14 protein-coding genes and 1 pseudogene are annotated in these 16718 nt (G+C 66.9%); 4 read left to right on the forward strand and 11 right to left on the reverse strand.

Features of this window, described 5'->3' with window-relative positions; genetic code table 11:
* The 3 genes and pseudogenes from betA to betI all read right to left on the reverse strand — a co-directional run.
* Positions 1–1680, reverse strand: a complete 1680-nt coding sequence (gene betA, locus KHC28_RS04620; RefSeq protein WP_214007153.1) for a choline dehydrogenase — start codon at positions 1678–1680, stop codon at positions 1–3.
* Positions 1680–3137 (reverse strand): betaine-aldehyde dehydrogenase, encoded by a 1458-nt coding sequence (betB, locus tag KHC28_RS04625; RefSeq protein WP_376772604.1) that lies wholly within the window; start codon positions 3135–3137, stop codon positions 1680–1682. The genes betA and betB overlap by 1 nt, the downstream gene beginning before the upstream one ends.
* Before the next feature lie 51 nt (positions 3138–3188).
* Positions 3189–3749 (reverse strand): annotated as a pseudogene (gene betI, locus KHC28_RS27815) (transcriptional regulator BetI); the annotation flags it as partial.
* A gap of 378 nt (positions 3750–4127) precedes the next feature.
* On the opposite strand from betI, the gene KHC28_RS04630 reads away from it, so the two are divergent.
* From KHC28_RS04630 to choV, 3 genes are all read left to right on the forward strand, one after another.
* Positions 4128–5087, forward strand: coding sequence for a choline ABC transporter substrate-binding protein (locus KHC28_RS04630; RefSeq protein ID WP_214007155.1), 960 nt, complete (start codon positions 4128–4130; stop codon positions 5085–5087).
* A 122-nt stretch (positions 5088–5209) separates the two neighbouring features.
* Positions 5210–6070, forward strand: coding sequence for a choline ABC transporter permease subunit (gene choW, locus KHC28_RS04635; RefSeq protein WP_214007156.1), 861 nt, complete (start codon positions 5210–5212; stop codon positions 6068–6070).
* 11 nt (positions 6071–6081) lie between these two features.
* A complete protein-coding gene (choV, locus tag KHC28_RS04640) occupies positions 6082–7278 on the forward strand; it encodes a choline ABC transporter ATP-binding protein (RefSeq protein ID WP_214007157.1) in 1197 nt (398 codons plus the stop codon).
* A 47-nt stretch (positions 7279–7325) separates the two neighbouring features.
* Here the strand turns inward: choV and glmM are convergent, their stop codons facing one another.
* The 4 genes from glmM to ybgF all read right to left on the reverse strand — a co-directional run bounded on the left by glmM (position 7326) and on the right by ybgF (position 12827).
* A complete protein-coding gene (gene glmM / locus KHC28_RS04645) occupies positions 7326–8666 on the reverse strand; it encodes a phosphoglucosamine mutase (protein WP_214007158.1) in 1341 nt (446 codons plus the stop codon).
* 256 nt (positions 8667–8922) lie between these two features.
* Positions 8923–10842, reverse strand: a complete 1920-nt coding sequence (gene ftsH / locus KHC28_RS04650; protein WP_214007283.1) for an ATP-dependent zinc metalloprotease FtsH — start codon at positions 10840–10842, stop codon at positions 8923–8925.
* A gap of 79 nt (positions 10843–10921) precedes the next feature.
* Positions 10922–12031 (reverse strand): tRNA lysidine(34) synthetase TilS, encoded by a 1110-nt coding sequence (gene tilS / locus KHC28_RS04655; protein ID WP_312893083.1) that lies wholly within the window; start codon positions 12029–12031, stop codon positions 10922–10924.
* Complete coding sequence (ybgF, locus tag KHC28_RS04660; RefSeq protein ID WP_312893084.1) at positions 12018–12827, reverse strand: tol-pal system protein YbgF; 810 nt, start codon at positions 12825–12827, stop codon at positions 12018–12020. The genes tilS and ybgF overlap by 14 nt, the downstream gene beginning before the upstream one ends.
* A 19-nt stretch (positions 12828–12846) precedes the next feature.
* On the opposite strand from ybgF, the gene KHC28_RS27215 reads away from it, so the two are divergent.
* Positions 12847–13056 (forward strand): hypothetical protein, encoded by a 210-nt coding sequence (locus KHC28_RS27215; protein WP_246564281.1) that lies wholly within the window; start codon positions 12847–12849, stop codon positions 13054–13056.
* 84 nt (positions 13057–13140) lie between these two features.
* Here the strand turns inward: KHC28_RS27215 and pal are convergent, their stop codons facing one another.
* From pal to tolR, 4 genes are all read right to left on the reverse strand, one after another.
* The gene (gene pal / locus KHC28_RS04665; RefSeq protein WP_376772606.1) at positions 13141–13638 is read right to left on the reverse strand and encodes a peptidoglycan-associated lipoprotein Pal; all 498 of its coding nucleotides are present in this window, start codon (positions 13636–13638) and stop codon (positions 13141–13143) included.
* 206 nt (positions 13639–13844) lie between these two features.
* The gene (gene tolB / locus KHC28_RS04670) at positions 13845–15137 is read right to left on the reverse strand and encodes a Tol-Pal system beta propeller repeat protein TolB (protein WP_246564336.1); all 1293 of its coding nucleotides are present in this window, start codon (positions 15135–15137) and stop codon (positions 13845–13847) included.
* 92 nt (positions 15138–15229) lie between these two features.
* Positions 15230–16255 carry a cell envelope integrity protein TolA gene (tolA, locus tag KHC28_RS04675; protein WP_214007163.1) on the reverse strand — a complete coding sequence of 342 codons (1026 nt, stop codon included), beginning with the start codon at positions 16253–16255 and terminating at the stop codon, positions 15230–15232.
* A gap of 5 nt (positions 16256–16260) precedes the next feature.
* Positions 16261–16716: a protein TolR gene (gene tolR / locus KHC28_RS04680; RefSeq protein ID WP_214007164.1), complete on the reverse strand. Its 456-nt coding sequence runs from the start codon at positions 16714–16716 to the stop codon at positions 16261–16263.
* Between the last annotated feature and the right edge of the window lie 2 nt (positions 16717–16718).

Below are 16718 nucleotides of genomic sequence, written 5' to 3' on the forward strand. Positions count from 1 at the left end.
TCAGCGCTGGGCGTGCTGCCAGTTCGTCGCCTTGTAATAGGGCGCGTTGGAGGGCGCGAGCGCCGGCCGGCCGAGAATGTGGTCGGCCGCCTTCTCCGCCAGCATGATGGTCGGCGCATTGAGATTGCCGGTCGTCACCGAGGGCATGATCGAGGAATCCACCACCCGCAGCCCCTCGACGCCGATCACCCGGGCCTGCGGATCGACCACCGCCATCGGATCGGAAGGCGCGCCCATCTTGCAGGTGCAGGAGGGGTGATAGGCGCTCTCCACCTTGTCGCGGATGAAGGCGTCGATGGCCTCATCGGTCACCACATCGGCCCCCGGCTGGATCTCGCGGCCGCGATAGGGATCGAACGCCTTCTGGGCGAAGATCTCGCGGGTGAGCCGCACACAGGCGCGCATCTCCACCCAGTCGTCCGGGTGGCTCATATAGTTGAAGAACAGGCGCGGCTTCTCCGCCGGATCGGGCGACCGCAGCCGCACCCAGCCGCGGCTCTTGGAGCGCATCGGCCCGACATGCGCCTGGAAACCGTGCTCGGAGGCCAGTCCCTGGCCGTCATAAGTCACGGCGAGCGGCAGGAAATGGTATTGGATATCGGGAGCGGCGATGCCCGGCCGCGAGCGGATGAAGCCGCAGCTCTCGAAATGGTTGGTGGCCCCCAGCCCGTCCTTGCGCAGCAGCCAGCGCAGGCCGATGCCGGCGCGTGAGACCAGCCCCATTGAGGAATAAAGCGTGATCGGCTGCGTGCAGGCCACCTGGAAATAGAATTCCAGATGGTCCTGCAGGTTCTCGCCCACTCCCGCCCGATCGGCGACCACCTCGATGCCATGTTCGCGCAATTCGGCACCCGGCCCGATGCCGGAAAGTTTCAGCAGCTGCGGCGAGTTGATCGGCCCGCCGGCGAGGATCACCTCGCGTGCCGCCCTCACCTGCCGGCGCACGCCGCCCTGCTCATAGGCGACGCCGACGGCGCGGCGCCCCTCGAACAGCACCCGGGTCACCCGCGTATGGGTTTCGACCTTGAGATTCGCCCGCTTCATCGCCGGACGCAGATAGGCATTGGCGGCGGACCAGCGCACGCCGTCCTTCACCGTCATGTCCATGCGCCCAAAGCCTTCCTGGGCGTAGCCGTTGATGTCCTCGCTCGCCGGATAGCCGGCCTCGATCGCCGCGTCGATGAAGGCGTGGTGCAGCGGATTGGCGAGAGTGCCGTAGCGGGTGGCGAGCGGGCCGTCGCTGCCGCGATAGGCGTCGCCGCCCTCCTGCCGGCTTTCGGCGCGCCGGAAATAGGGCAGCACGTCGGCATAGGACCAGCCCTGCGCGCCCTCCTCCTGCCAGCGGTCGAAATCAGCGGGATTGCCGCGGACATAGACGAGCCCGTTGATGGAGGAAGAGCCGCCCAGCACCTTGCCGCGCGGGCAATGCATCCGCCGCCCGCCGAGGCCGGGCTCGGGCTCGCTCTCATACATCCAACTGTAGCGCGGCATGTTCATCGGAATGGACAGCGCGCTCGGCATCTGGATGAAGATCGAGCGGTCGGAACCGCCGAACTCCAGCACCAGCACCCGGTTCTCCCCGCTGGCGGTCAGCCGGTCGGCCAGTACGCAGCCGGCAGAGCCGGCACCGACGACGATGTAGTCGAACTGTTGGTCGAACCCGTCCGCCGCATCGGCCATCAGTAGGGTGCCTCCACCGGACCGAGATTGACGTAGACGCTCTTCAGCTGGGTGTAGTGCTCGACGGCCGCCTTGCCGTTCTCACGGCCGAGGCCGGATTGCTTGACGCCGCCGAAGGGCAGCTCGATCGGCGTCACATTGTAGTGGTTGATCCAGCAGGTGCCGGCTTCCAGCCGGGCGATCACCCGGTGGGCACGGGCGAGATCCCGGGTGAACACGCCGGCGGCCAGCCCGAACCGCGTGTCGTTGGCGCGCGCGACCACCTCGCTTTCGTCCTCGAAGGACAACACCGCCATCACCGGGCCGAAGATCTCCTCGCGCACGATGGCCATGTCGTCGCGGCAGCCGTCGAACACCGTCGGGGCGACGAAGCAGCCGCGATCGAGCCCACCCTCGATCACCCGGTATCCGCCGGTAAGCAGCCGCGCCCCGCTCGCTCGACCGCGCGCGATGTAGGAGAGCACCTTCTCCATATGCGGCGGCGAGATCAGCGCGCCGACCTGCGTTGCCGGATCGAGCGGATCGCCGACCACCATCTTCTCGACGCGGGCGACCAGCTTCTCGAGGAAAGCCGCCCGCACGCCTTCCTGCACGAAGACGCGGGTGCCGTTGGAGCAGACTTCGCCGGCGGAATAGAAATTGGCGAGCAGCGCGCCCGAGACGGCGTCGTCGAGATCGGCATCGTCGAACACGATCAACGGCGACTTGCCACCGAGCTCCAGCGTCACCTGCTTCAGCGTCACGCTGGCATCGGCCATCACCTTCTTGCCGGTGCCGACCTCGCCGGTGAGCGACACCTTGGCGATGTCGGGATGGCGGGTGAGCAGCCGCCCGGTCTCGGCGAAACCCTGCACCACCTGGAACACGCCCTCGGGCAGGCCGGCCTCGCGCATGATCTCCATGAGCTTCACGGCGGTGAGCGGGGTGAGCTCGGCCGGCTTGAAGATCATCGCATTGCCGCAGGCGAGCGCCGGCGCCGCCTTCCAGCAGGCGATCTGCAATGGGTAGTTCCAGGCGCCGATGCCGGCGACCACGCCCAGCGGCTCCCGCCGCGTATAGCCGAAAGCCGCGTGGCCGAGATCGACATGCTCGCCGGCGAGCGTGGCGGCGAGGCCGGCATAGTAATCGAGGCAATCAGCGCCGGAGAGCACGTCGACGACGCCGGTTTCCTGGATCGGCTTGCCGGTATCGAGGGTCTCCAGCCGGGCGAGTTCGTCATTGCGGCTGCGCAGGATGTCGGCGACGCGCTTGAGGATGCGGCCACGCTCGGCGCCGGTCATCGCCGCCCAGTGTTTCTGGCCCTTGCGGGCGGCGGCAACCGCCGCCTCGACTTCGGCTTCGCCGTCGATGGCGATCTCAGCCAGCACCTCGCCGGTCGCCGGATTGACGGTCTCGAAATGTCGCGCCCGCCGAACCGCCGCCCCCCCGGCAGGCGCGACACAGGGCGTGGCGGCGATCTGCGCATCGACGAAGGCCGAGGCGATGGCCCGGGCCGAAGCGGAATCCGTCTCGCCGGTGGCGGACAGCGTGGAGCGCAGCCACAGGCCGTCGATGATCGCCGCCACCGCAATGGCGATGCGGTCGGCCTCGTCCTCGCGCACCAGCGGACGCACCGCGTGGCGCAGATTGGAACGCATGCGCGACTGGTAGACCTTCTGCACCCGCCGCAGCCGCTCGGAATGCAGCGCCTGCCCCCAGAAGGCCAGCCAGACGCTGCTGCTCGGCTTGCCGAATTCCTCGGGCGCCAGATTGGCCTCGATCACCGCCTCCACCCGCTCGCGCGGCGAGGCAGCGGCGGCGAGGCGCATGGCCGTCCCCCTCGCCACCCGCGCGGCGAGGAAACGCAGCGTCGCTTCCAGCAGCCCATCCTTGTCGCCGAAATAATGGGCGACCAGCCCCGGCGAGACCCCGGCGCGCCCGGCGATCTGCGCCAGCGTCGAGGCGTTGAAGCCAATCTCGGCGAGCGAATCGATGGTCGCCTCGATAAGCTGCTGGCGACGGACTTCCTCGCTTTCGCGCCGTCGTCCACCGGTGGCGGCGGCTTCGTCCTGGCGAGCGTGGTTGTCCATGCGCGATCTCCATCGGGTCGATTATTGATCGCCGATACAATAACTGAGCCGACAGGCGATGTCGAACCCCGGAATTCCGCGGAACGCAGAAGTGGGGAGAGAACAGCCACCTGAAATCGCTGCTGCTGAAATCCCGTTCAACGGCACGATTTCAGCGTCGAAAAATTACGCATGACAAACGGACGAATTCGTTATTGAATTGCCATTCAAAAGAGCCGCAAGCGGCCGGGATGCATAGACCACTCCTTCCGGATAGACTGACGGAAGCAAGACGCTGGACCGTCGAGCATGCCGCCCGCGCGCCGCTTTTCATCGACGCGTCCCATAATGAGTGGCAGCCCGCCGGCCAGTTCCTTGACATAATGGGAACAGCGAAAGATGCGCAGCCTCTCCACCTTCGCCACCGTGCTTCTCGGCTTCACCGTCCTTGCCGCCCCGGCCGCCTGGCAGGGCGCGCAGGCCGCCGAGCCGGCCGCCTGCAAGGCGGTCAAATTCGCCGATGTCGGCTGGACCGACATCACCGCCACCACCGCCATCACCTCCGCCATCCTGGAAGCGCTCGGCTACGCGCCGAAGACGCAGGTGCTGTCGGTGCCGGTCACCTACAAGTCGATGCAGACCAAGGACATCGACGTCTTCCTCGGCAACTGGATGCCGACCATGGAAGCCGATCTGAAGCCCTATCGCGACGACAAGACCGTCGACGTCATCGGCGTCAACCTCGAGGGAGCGAAGTACACGCTCGCCGTCCCCGCCTATCTCTACGATGAAGGCCTGAAGTCTTTTGCCGACATCGCCAAGTTCAAGGACAAGCTGGGCGGCAAGATCTACGGCATCGAGCCGGGCAATGACGGCAACCGGCTGATCCTCGACATGATCAAGGACGACAAGTTCGACCTCAAGGGCTTCGACCTCGTCGAATCCAGCGAGCAGGGCATGCTGGCGCAGGTCGAGCGCGCCACCAAGCGCAAGGAGCCGGTCGTCTTCCTCGGCTGGGAGCCGCACCCGATGAACTCGAAGTTCCCGCTGAAGTATCTCGACGGCGGCGACGAGGTCTTCGGCCCGAACTATGGCGGCGCGACGGTCTATACCAATACGCGGGCCAGCTATGCCACCGACTGCCCGAATGTCGGTGCGCTGATCAAGAACCTGAAGTTCTCGCTCGGCGACGAGAACGTGGTGATGGGCTACATCCTGTTCGACGGCACGGAGCCGGGTGCCGCCGCCAAGAAATGGCTGAAGGACAACCCGTCCGTCTGGCAGCCCTGGCTCGCCGGCGTGACCACGATCGACGGCCAGCCGGCCGTACCGGCGGTCAAGAAGAGCCTGGGTCTCTGATCGGCCTCACCACCCGCGACCGACCTCCTCCGTAGCCGCGGAGGAGGTCCCCGTCCGCAGACCGACCGGCCAAGGCGTCACAGCGCCTGAGCGCGCCCGAGGTGCGTCCATGGAGAGCGCCCATGTTTGACTGGCCCATCTATGACTGGCTGACCGCGCACAAGATCCCGCTCGGCCTGTGGCTGAAGAACGCCGTCGACCTGCTCACCGAGCATGGGGAAAGCGTGTTCGACTTCATCTCGCTGGTGCTCGGCTCGCTGATCGCCGGTCTCACCAGCGCGCTACTCTTCGTACCGCCCCTGCTGCTGATCGCGCTGTTCGCACTCGGGGCCTGGCTGGTGCACCGCTCGGTCGGGCTGGTGGTCTTCATCATCGGCGCGCTGCTGCTGGTCGCCAATCTCGGCTACTGGCAGGCGACCATGGAGACCCTGTCGCTGGTGCTCTGCGCCACGCTGGTCTGCGTGGTGGTGGGGGTGCCGGTCGGCATTGCCGCCGCCCACCGGCCCTGGCTCTATGCCGCGCTGCATCCGGTGCTCGACTTGATGCAGACCATTCCCACCTTCGTCTATCTCATCCCGACGCTGGTGCTGTTCGGCCTCGGCGTGGTGCCGGGGCTGATCTCGACGGTGATCTTCGCCATTCCGGCGCCGATCCGCCTCACCCATCTCGGCATTTCCTCGGTGCCGGCCAATCTCTACGAAGCCGGCAAGGCCTTCGGCGCCACGCGCACGCAGATGCTGTGGAAGATCGAGCTACCCTACGCACTGCCGACCATCATGGCCGGCGTCACCCAGTGCATCATGCTGAGCCTGTCCATGGTGGTGATCGCCGCCCTTGTCGGCGCCGACGGCCTCGGCAAGCCGGTGGTGCGGGCGCTGAACTCGGTCAACATCGCCATGGGCTTCGAGGCCGGCCTCGCCATCGTCGTGCTCGCCATCGTGCTGGACCGCGTCTGCAAGCGGCCGCACCGGCGCAAGGGCTAGGAGAACACGCCATGCCCGCCGTCGAATTCCGCCATGTCGATATCGTCTTCGGCTCCGACCAGCAGGGCGCGCTCAAGCTGATCGACGAAGGCCGCACCCGCGAGGAGATCCTCGGCAAGACCGGCGCCGTGCTCGGCGCCGCCGACGTCAATCTCGCCGTGGAGCGCGGCGAGATCTGCGTGTTGATGGGCCTGTCCGGTTCCGGCAAGTCCACCATCCTGCGCGCGGTGAACCGGCTCAACGAGGTAGCCCGCGGCGAGGTGATCGTCGAACATCGCGGCCAGCCGGTCGACGTCGCCCGTTGCAACGAGGCGACGCTGCGCGAGCTGCGCATGCACACCGTCTCCATGGTATTCCAGCAATTCGGCCTGCTGCCCTGGCGCACCGTGCGCGACAATGTCGGCTTCGGGCTGGAGCTGCGCGGCATGGGAGCCGCCGAGCGCAATCGTATCGTCGACGAGAAGCTCGCCATGGTCGGGCTCACCAACTGGGCCGGCAAGTTCACCCACGAGCTGTCCGGCGGCATGCAGCAGCGCGTCGGCCTTGCCCGCGCCTTCGCCACCGACGCCGACATCCTGCTGATGGACGAGCCGTTCTCGGCGCTCGACCCGCTGATCCGCGACAAGCTGCAGGACGAACTGCTCGACCTGCAGCGGCGCATCCACAAGACCATCGTCTTCGTCAGCCACGACCTCGACGAGGCGCTGAAGCTCGGCAACAAGATCGCCATCATGGAGGGTGGCCGTATCGTGCAGGCCGGCACGGCGGAGGACATCCTGCTGCGGCCGGCCAATGCCTATGTCGCCGAATTCGTGAAGCACATGAACCCGCTGAACGTGCTGCGCGGCACGGCGGTGATGCGCCCGGCGGCCTCCCTGCCGCGTGATGGGGCGAAGGTCATCCTGGATGGCGCCGCCGGCCGGATCTGCCTGCGGGTCGACGAGGAGAACCGGCCGATCGGCCTGGAGCTCGACGGCCGCGAGGGGCGGCTCGCCGTCGCCGATGGCGAAGCCGGGCACATCGACGACGAAGCGGCGCGGCTGTGCGACGGTATCGTCGCGCCGGTCGATCTAAAGCTGAAGGCCGCCATCGAGCTGAAGCAGCACACCGCCTTGCCGATCCTGCTGGTCGACAATCTCGGCCGGCTCGCCGGCCTGTGCGACGATGACGAGATCTATCGCGGGCTGCTTCACCGCATCAACAATTGACGCCGGCAGCGCCGCCGGACGGTACGGCAGCCGATAGGGCGGCCGGCTCAGGCGGCGGCGGCCACCGCCTCGACGACATCGTTGACCACGGCCTCGACGAGATCGCGGTCGTCGCCCTCGCCCATGACGCGGATCACCGGCTCGGTGCCCGAGGGACGGATCAGCAGGCGGCCATGGCTGTTGAGCTTGAGCTCGGCAGCGGCAATCGCCTTCTGCACGCTGTCCGCCTCCAGCGGCCGGCCGGCCTTGTAGCGGACATTCTTGAGGATCTGCGGCAACGGATCGAAGCGATGGCACGCCTCGGAAACCGGCCGCCCCAGCCGCTGCACCACCGCCAGCACCTGCAGCGCCGCCACCAGGCCGTCGCCGGTGGTGGAATAGTCGGACAGGATGATGTGGCCGGACTGCTCGCCGCCGACATTGAAGCCATGGGCACGCATATGCTCGAGCACATAGCGGTCGCCGACCGCCGTGCGCTCCAGCGACAGGCCGAGCGACTGGAAATAGCGTTCCAGGCCGAGATTGGACATCACCGTGGCGACGACGCCGTCGCGCGACAGGCGTCCATCTTCCTTGAAGCTCGCGGCGACCACCGCCATCAGCTGGTCGCCGTCGACCAGATGGCCCTTTTCGTCGACGATCAGCACCCGGTCGGCGTCCCCGTCGAGCGCGATGCCGATATCGGCGCGCACTTCGCGCACCTTGGCCATCAGCGCTTCCGGCGAGGTGGAGCCGACCTCGCGGTTGATGTTGAAGCCGTCCGGCTTGTCGCCGATCGTCACCACATCGCAGCCGAGCTCCCACAGCGCTTCGGGCGCGACGCGATAGGCCGCGCCATTGGCGCAGTCCACCACCACGCGGATGCCGTCGAAGGACTGGTTGCGCGGCAGAGTGCGCTTGGCAAACTCGATATAGCGGGCGTGCACGCTCTCGATCCGCTTGGCGCGGCCGATCTTGGTCGGCGCCGCCAGCTTGGCCGACATGTCGCCGCTGAGCAGTTCCTCGATCTCCGCCTCGATGGCGTCGGAAAGCTTGTAGCCGTCGGGACCGAACAACTTGATGCCGTTGTCGTCGAAGGGATTGTGCGACGCCGAGATCATCACGCCGAGATCGGCACGCATGGAATGCGTCAGCATGGCGACGGCCGGCGTCGGCATCGGGCCGAGCAGCAGCACGTCCATGCCGACCGAGGTAAAGCCGGCCACCAGCGCGTTTTCGATCATGTAGCCGGACAGGCGGGTATCCTTGCCGATGACCACGCGATGGCGATGCTCGCCCCGCTGGAACACCAGACCGGCGGCCATGCCGACATGCAGGGCAAGCTCCGGAGTAATGACGCCGTTCGCCCGGCCACGAATGCCGTCGGTCCCGAAATATTTGCGCGTCATCGAAGGTCTCCGGCCGGTCGGGACGCGCGCTGTTCGCGCATGCACCCGTCAAACATACGTAGAGGGATTCGCTTACGCGCTCCCTTCATTGTTCCCATGTATCATTCAACATGGCTGAAGAGGCTTCACAAAGTGTAAGCGTTTCTTTCGCTGACAAATACCCGCAATGCGGCGCCTTTCAGGCGCGTCCACGGCCCTGCAAACAAAAACCCCGGCGCGAGGCCGGGGTTTTCCGAGAGGGTACAGACGGAGGCGATCAGGCCTGCGGCTGCGGCTCCATGCCGGCGTCGGGGCGCGGCGGCCGGTTCTTGCCGGCGCTCGGAACCACGGAGCTGCGCACATTGGCCGGCTCGATCGTGGTGTCGCGCACCGGCGGATGACCGTCGAGCAGGTTGACGATCTCGTCGCCCGACAGCGTCTCGTATTCCAGAAGACCCCGTGCGAGCGCTTCGAGCTGTTCCTTGTTCTCGGTGAGGATGCGCGTCGCCTCGACATACCCCTCGTCGACCAGGCGACGCACTTCGCTGTCGATGGTCTGCGCGGTGGCTTCGGAGACGTTCTGCTGGCGCTGCATCGACATGCCGAGGAACACCTCGTCATTGTTCTCGCCATAGGCGACCTGGCCGAGCTTGTCCGAGAAGCCCCAGCGCGTGACCATCATGCGGGCGAGACGGGTGGCCTGCTCGATGTCGGACGCGGCGCCGGAGGTGACCTTGTCATGGCCGAAGATCAGCTCCTCCGCCACGCGGCCGCCCATCATGATGGCGAGGCGCGAGGTCATCTGCTCGTAGGACATGCTGAGCTTGTCGCGCTCGGGCAGCTGCATCACCATGCCCAGTGCACGACCGCGCGGGATGATGGTCGCCTTGTGCACCGGATCGGTCGCCGGCACCTTGAGCGCGACGATCGCATGGCCGCCCTCGTGATAGGCGGTCAGCATCTTCTCGTCCTCGGTCATGACGAGCGAGCGACGCTCGGCACCCATCATCACCTTGTCCTTGGCGTCCTCGAAGTCGCTCATCGTCACCATGCGCTTGTTGCGCCGGGCGGCCATGAGCGCGGCCTCGTTGCAGAGATTGGCGAGGTCGGCACCCGAGAAGCCGGGGGTACCACGGGCGATCACCTTGAGGTTCACGTCCGGCGCCACCGGGATCTTGCGGGCATGCACCTTCAGGATCTGCTCGCGGCCGACCACGTCCGGGTTGGGGACGATGACCTGACGGTCGAAGCGGCCGGGACGCAGCAGCGCCGGGTCGAGCACGTCCGGACGGTTGGTCGCGGCAATGAGGATGATGCCCTCATTGGCCTCGAAGCCGTCCATCTCGACCAGCAGCTGGTTCAGCGTCTGCTCGCGCTCGTCATTGCCACCGCCGAGGCCGGCGCCGCGATGACGGCCGACCGCGTCGATTTCATCGATGAAGATGATGCACGGCGCGTTCTTCTTCGCCTGCTCGAACATGTCACGCACGCGGGACGCGCCGACGCCGACGAACATCTCGACGAAGTCGGAACCCGAAATGGTGAAGAACGGCACGTTGGCTTCGCCGGCGATGGCGCGGGCCAGCAGCGTCTTACCGGTACCGGGAGGGCCGACCAGCAGCACGCCGCGCGGAATGCGCCCGCCGAGCCGCTGGAACTTCTGCGGGTCGCGCAGGAATTCCACGATCTCGGTGAGGTCGCTCTTCGCCTCGTCGATACCGGCGACGTCCTCGAAGGTGACGCGCCCATGCGCCTCGGTCAGCAGCTTGGCGCGGCTCTTGCCGAAGCCCATGGCCTTCCCGCCGGCGCCCTGCATCTGGCGGGACAGGAAAATCCACACGCCGATCAGGGCGATGAAGGGCAGCCAGGAAATCAGCAGGCTGACGAACCACGGCACATTGTCGGTCAGCGGCTTCGCCGTGATCGACACGCCCTTGCCGTAGAGGCGCTGCACCAGCGAGGGATCGTTGGGCGAATAGGTCTGGAAGGTACGCCCGTCGGTGAAGGTGCCGGAGATTTCCGGGCCCTGGATGACGACGTCGCGCACGCGGCCCTGATCCACCTCGTTGAGGAGCTGGGAGAAGCTGATGTCGTTCGCGGCCTGACGCTGCGCCGGATTCTGGAACAGCGAGAAGAGCGCCAGCAGCAGGAGAACGATGATCACCCAGAGGGCGAAATTCCGAATATTGGCGTTCATCATGGTCCTTTCGACGCCGGTTCATGCCCGGCGCTGGGTGCCGCCGGCGCTGGCGGCCCTCCCTTTATCGTATCGTAATTTAGGTCCGGCCTTGATCCTTGCCAAGATGCACCGCCGAAACCTCCTGCGCCCCCCCATGCAAATTCGCGTCAGCATGGGAACCGGAGCCCCGCCGGGCCGGCGCAGAGGCGATGACGAGCATCCCCGGCGTCGCACGCAGGAGAGCGCCGGCCAGCGTGCGCGCGCCACTACCGCCGGCGCAGATCCATCCGTGCAGCGCCTCGAGCTTGCCCAGTTCCGGGACCCCTTCCGTGCCGACCGCGCGGATCGCGCGCCCGAGCAGACGCAGGCCGATCTCCTCGGGCAAATCGAGAAACGCCGCACGCGGCAGCCGGAAGCCGCCCGACGGCGCTTCTTCAAGCACTTGCCCGGCGGCACTGTCCACCATCGCCTCCAGCGACTTATCGGCGCGGGCGGCCCGCTCGGCAAAGCGCACCAGCCGCTCCGCCCCAAGCCCCTCCTGCTCCAGCAGCGGCAGCAGCAGACGCAACCGTGCGCGGGCGAATCGAAGGTCGTGGTTGGAGGGATCCTCGACGAAGTCCACCCCGGCCCGGCGGCAGGCGGCGACCAGCTCGTTCTTGCGCAGGCCGAGCAACGGCCGCAACAGTGCCACCTCTTCAAGTGGGCGCGCGGCCGGCATGCCGGAAAGCCCGGACAGGCCCGAGCCACGCATCAGACGGAACAGCACCGTCTCTGCCTGGTCGTCGAGCGTGTGGGCGGTCACGATGCCGGTCGCGCCGACCTCCCGCGCATGACGGGCGAGCACGGCATAACGCGCATCGCGGGCCGCCTCCTGCACGGCGCGCGCGGTCAGCGGCCGGTCGAGCCGCAGCACCCGATGCGCCAGGCCGAACTGTGACGCGAGGCGCCCCACCGCCGCGGCCTCGTCCGCCGCCTCGGGACGCAGGCCGTGATCGACGGTGGCGACGCAAAGCTCAGGACCGTCGGCGAGACCCTCCCGCCACTGCCGCGCCAGCAGCAGCAGCGCGGTGGAATCCGGCCCGCCGGAGACCGCGAGAAGCACTCTGCGATGGGTCAGGAGGCCGCAAAACAGTCGCGCCAGCCGATCTGTGCTCCATGACGAACCGGGAGAAAACTCCCCGGTCGATCCGTCGTCAGCAGCCGGCACGCTTCTGCTCCCGCTCCACTCCCTGCTTGATGGAAGCGGAAGCACGCGGGTACTTGTTGTTGACGGCGTTGAGGGTGGCGCAGGCAGCATCCTTCTCGCCGATCGCCGCCAGCGACTGGCCGAGGCGCAACAGCGCGTCCGGCGCCTTCACCGCATTGGGATAGTCGGCGGACACCTTCAGGTAGCTCTGTGCGGCTTCCTTATAAGCCTGCCGCGAATAATCCGCCTCGCCGAGGCCGAAATAGACGTCCGGCAGCAGGCGGTCCTTGGGATATTGCTGCACGAAGCTCTTGAAGGTCTGCGAGGCGAGTGCGTAGTCCTGCCGCTGCATATAGCCCACGCCGAGATCGTAGAGATCCTTGGGGCTGCCGGACGGCGGCAGCGTCGCGGCCCCGCCGCTCCCTGCCACCGAACCCGACAAGGTGCCGAGATCCATCGGCGCATTGCCGGAATCGCCGGCCGGCGGCGCGGCACCGAGCGGGCGCGGCGCGCCGGCGGCCGCCGGCTGCTGCGAGGGGTCGAAGGCATCGGAGCGTCGTCCCGGCTGGGCCGCCGGGGCGGATGGGACGGCGGAAGGGTCGGCCGATGGCGGGCGCGCAGTAGCCCCACCGCCCATGCGCATGTCGAGCTGTTCCTGGAGATGCTTGACCTGCGCGTCGAGCTGCTGGTTGCGATATTGCAGCTGCTCGATCATGCCGGTCATCTGCCGCAGCTGGTTCTCGATGCGGTCGATGCGCACCGAGGTGCCCTCGTCGGGCGTCTCCGCCGGCGCGGCCTGCTGATTGTTGGGACGCACCTGTCCCGGCGGCCGGAAGATGTTTCCGAAGAAATTATTGTCCGCCTGTGCGAAGGCGGTATCGGCGGCGGGAACCGCCGAGATCAAAGCGACGCAGGTGAAGACGGCGGACAAGCGCGCGGCGAACGGATTCATGACGAACGGTATGGGCCTCGATGTCGGGCGACGCGAACCGGAAGGCCGCGCCCTGGCATTTGAACATACGGGCTCGATCGCGTCCAAAGTTTGACCTTCGGTCAGCCCGGCACGCAAAGTAAAACCCGGCCGGAGCATAGCGCCGGCCGGGCCTGGAAACAGCGACGAAACGCTGGGATCACGAACCTGTGGCGTTCAGTACGGTGACCGCGCGACGGTTCTGCGACCAGCAGGAGATGTCGTTGCACACTGCAACCGGACGCTCCTTGCCGTAGGAGATGGTGCGCATGCGATTGCCGTCGATGCCACGGCTCGCGAGATAGTCGCGCACGCTCTGGGCGCGGCGGGCGCCGAGCGCGATGTTGTATTCGCGGGTGCCGCGCTCGTCGGCATGGCCTTCGATGGTGAAGGTGTAGCGGCCATAGGCCTGCAGCCACTGGGCCTGCTTGTCCAGCGTGGCGCGCGCCTGCGGCGTCAGATCGGTCTGGTCGCTCTCGAAGAACACGCGATCGCCGACCGACACGATGAACTCCTGCGGGCTGCCGGCCGGCGCGGAGCCGAGCTGGCCCATACCGGGGCCACCCTGCCCGTCCATCGGGTTCTTGGCGCAGGCGGCCGCAAGCATAGCAAGACCGACGACAAGGGCGACGCGAGCCCCGCCGACATGGCGCAACATACGGATCATTCCGCTCAACTCCTCAATCCCCGCGACCGGGCCGCCCCACGACCGGGACGAACCGATCTAGCACTCATCTGGTTAATCGAAGGTTCCGTCAACCTTTACGAAACCTTGCCGGAAACGACAAAATCGGACGTATCGCCGAAACCGTCCATTATGGTCAATCAAGTCTTAACGCCACGGCCGGCTGCCGCGGCGCCCGCTCACGAGCGCAGCGGCGACCAGGCCGGGTCGGACGCATAGCTCGGGGTGGGAATGCGCTGCTCGTTATAGCCGGTGATGTCGACCGAATAGAGCTGCGGCCCCGCAGCACCCGCCGGATCGCGGAAGAACATGATCACCCGCCCATTGGGCGCGAAGGTCGGGCCTTCATTGTGATAACCCTCGGTCAGGATGCGCTCGCCCGAGCCGTCGGGACGCATGACGCCGATGGCGAAATGGCCGCCCCCCTGCTTGGTGAAGGCGATCACGTCGCCGCGCGGCGACCACACCGGCGTCGAATAGCGCCCTTCGCCGAACGAGATCCGGTGCTGGTTCGAGCCGTCCGGATTCATGATGTAGATCTGCGAGGTGCCGCCCCGGTCGCTCTCGAAGCAGATCTGCGAGCCGTCGGGCGAATAGCACGGCGCGGTGTCGATCGCGGAGGTGTCGGTGAGACGCGTCGTCGCCTTGGAGCGCAGATCCATGACGAAGATATTGGAGTTGCCGCCCTGCTGCAGCGACAGGATCACCCGCTGCCCGTCCGGCGCGAAGCGCGGCGAGAAGCTCATATTCGGGAAGTTGCCGACCACCTCGCGCTGGCCGTTCTCGATGTTGAGCAGATAGACGCGCGGCTCGGCGCGACCATAGCTCATATAGGTGATTTCCTGGCTGGTCGGCGAGAAGCGCGGGGTCAGCACGAGGTCGTCGCCGCGCGTGAGATAGGTCACGTTGGCGCCGTCCTGGTCCATGATGGCGAGACGCTTGATGCGCTTTTCCTTCGCGCCGCTTTCGTCGACGAAGACGATGCGGGTGTCGAAATAGCCCTTCTCGCCGGTCAGACGCTCATAGATGGCGTCGGCGATGATATGGGCCACGCGGCGCCAGTTCTCCGGCTGGGTGAAATATTGCTGGCCGATCAGCTGCTGGCCGGCGAACACGTCCCACAGGCGGAACTCCGCCTTCACCCGCCCGTCGGGCTGACGGGTCATGCGCCCGGTCACCAGCGCCTGCGCGTTGATCACCCGCCAGTCCTGGAAGCGCGGCGAAGCGTCCGGGTTGGTGATCTTCTCGACGAAGGCGGCCGGATCGAGCGGCGCAAACAGGCCGGAGCGGCGCAGATCGGCGGTGATGATCTGGCTGACGCCCTTGCCCGCCTCGGCATCCTGGGCGCTGCCGCCTCCGACGAACTCGGTGATCGCGATGGGCAACGGCTGCACCGAGCCGGAGGTGACGTCGAGACGCAGTGCCGCCTGGCTGCGTCCCGGCAGCAACAGCCCTCCACCGAGCGCGGCCATGCCGGTCACCACCGACCGCCGACCGATGAGACCGAAACCTTCCGTATTCTTGTACGTCATCATTAAATCTCGACCTCGGACGAACGGTCCCATCAGTAATTCAGCATGGACGGGTTGAAGTCGACCGTCAGGTCCCGCCAGGTTTCATATTTCTCCGGCCGCAGCATCGGGAACGGGTTGTCCTGATGGGCGGCGAGGTTGACGGCGCGCATCGCCGTCTCCTGCACCACCTTGGCATAGGGGTTCGCCGCGCCCTGCACTTCCACCAGCTGCGGCGCACCCTGGAGCCGGCGATCCGGCCCGAGGATGAAGCGGATCGACACCGTGATCCGCTCGACGTCCACACCGCCGGCCGGCAGCGACCAGAACTGGCGGATATAGGCGCGCAGCGCGTCGATCTCGGTCTGCGAGAGCGAGTTCGCATCGCCGCGGGTCGCGCCCAGCGACGCCATCGAATTCATCGTGTCGCCGAGTGCGGCCTGCCGCCGCGGGTCCTGCTTGTTCAGCAGCGCCGCGATCTGGTTGGGATTGAAATCGCGCTGCTCCTTCGGCGGTGCCTGCACCACCTTGGGCGGAATGTCCTTCGGCTTCTTGGGCGGAGCCGGCGGCGGCGGGGGGGCCGCCTGCGCGGTCTGCGCCGGCTTCGGCTCGTCCTTCTTCGGCTCCGGCGGCTTGGCCGCCATCGATTCGGCATCCTTCGGCGGCGCCGGCTCGGGCTTCGCCTGAGGCTGCGGCGGGGCCGGCTTCGGCTCCGGCGGCTTGGCCTCGGCCTGCTGCTGCGGCGCCGGCTCGGGCTTCGCCTCAGGCGGCGGGGGCGGAGGCGGCGGGGGGGCCGCGGCTTCCTTCGCCGCCTTGATCTCCGGCTTCTCCGAAACCTTGGCGTCGAGATTCTCCGCCTGCTTCGGCTTGTCGATCTTCTCGACCACCGGCTTGGGCGCCTCGGCCTTCGGGGCGTCCTTCTTGCCGGACATCATCTTCGACAGCTCCGAATCGGAGACGATGTCGATCGGCATGGATTCCTGCACGGTCTCGTAAGGGTTCGGAGACGCGAAGGAGATGGCCATGAAGCCGATAATGCCGATATGAAGGACAGCCGAAGAGACGAGACCCGCGCGCATGGAGCTCAGCCCCCCTGCTCGACTTCGGAGACCAGCGCGACGCGCTTGAACCCGGCGCCCGACAGGCGGCCCATGACCTTCATCACCGCGCCATAGTCGACGGTCTTGTCGCCGCGCACGAAGATGCGCTCGTCATAGCCGGCCTTGGCGATCGCCTGCAGCTTCGGCACCAGCTCGTCGACGGAAATCTCGCTGTCCTGCAGGTAGATCTTGCCTTCATTGTTGATGGAGACCACCAGCGGCTCGCGGTCCTGCGAGACCGCTTGCGCCTGCGTCTGCGGCAGGTCGAGCGGCACGCCGACGGTGAGCATCGGCGCGGCGACCATGAAGATGATGAGCAGCACCAGCATCACGTCGACCATCGGCGTGACGTTGATCTCGGACATGACGTTGCCACCGCCGCCGCGACGACGTGAACGTCGCGACTGCCAGCCTCCGCCCCCGCCTCCCGACATACCCATGC

Source organism: Ancylobacter sonchi (genome assembly GCF_018390695.1).
Taxonomy (GTDB): Bacteria; Pseudomonadota; Alphaproteobacteria; order Rhizobiales; family Xanthobacteraceae; genus Ancylobacter; species Ancylobacter sonchi.

Bases quoted from the DNA above. Each gene is read 5' to 3' on its own strand.
- betA (WP_214007153.1), bottom strand. From the start codon at position 1,680: ATGGCCGATGCGGCGGACGGGTTCGACCAACAGTTCGACTACATCGTC.
- KHC28_RS04630 (WP_214007155.1), top strand. From the start codon at position 4,128: ATGCGCAGCCTCTCCACCTTCGCCACCGTGCTTCTCGGCTTCACCGTC.
- choW (WP_214007156.1), top strand. From the start codon at position 5,210: ATGTTTGACTGGCCCATCTATGACTGGCTGACCGCGCACAAGATCCCG.
- choV (WP_214007157.1), top strand. From the start codon at position 6,082: ATGCCCGCCGTCGAATTCCGCCATGTCGATATCGTCTTCGGCTCCGAC.
- glmM (WP_214007158.1), bottom strand. From the start codon at position 8,666: ATGACGCGCAAATATTTCGGGACCGACGGCATTCGTGGCCGGGCGAAC.
- ftsH (WP_214007283.1), bottom strand. From the start codon at position 10,842: ATGAACGCCAATATTCGGAATTTCGCCCTCTGGGTGATCATCGTTCTC.
- KHC28_RS27215 (WP_246564281.1), top strand. From the start codon at position 12,847: ATGTTTCCGAAGAAATTATTGTCCGCCTGTGCGAAGGCGGTATCGGCG.
- pal (WP_376772606.1), bottom strand. From the start codon at position 13,638: ATGTTGCGCCATGTCGGCGGGGCTCGCGTCGCCCTTGTCGTCGGTCTT.
- tolB (WP_246564336.1), bottom strand. From the start codon at position 15,137: ATGGCCGCGCTCGGTGGAGGGCTGTTGCTGCCGGGACGCAGCCAGGCG.
- tolA (WP_214007163.1), bottom strand. From the start codon at position 16,255: ATGCGCGCGGGTCTCGTCTCTTCGGCTGTCCTTCATATCGGCATTATC.
- tolR (WP_214007164.1), bottom strand. From the start codon at position 16,716: ATGGGTATGTCGGGAGGCGGGGGCGGAGGCTGGCAGTCGCGACGTTCA.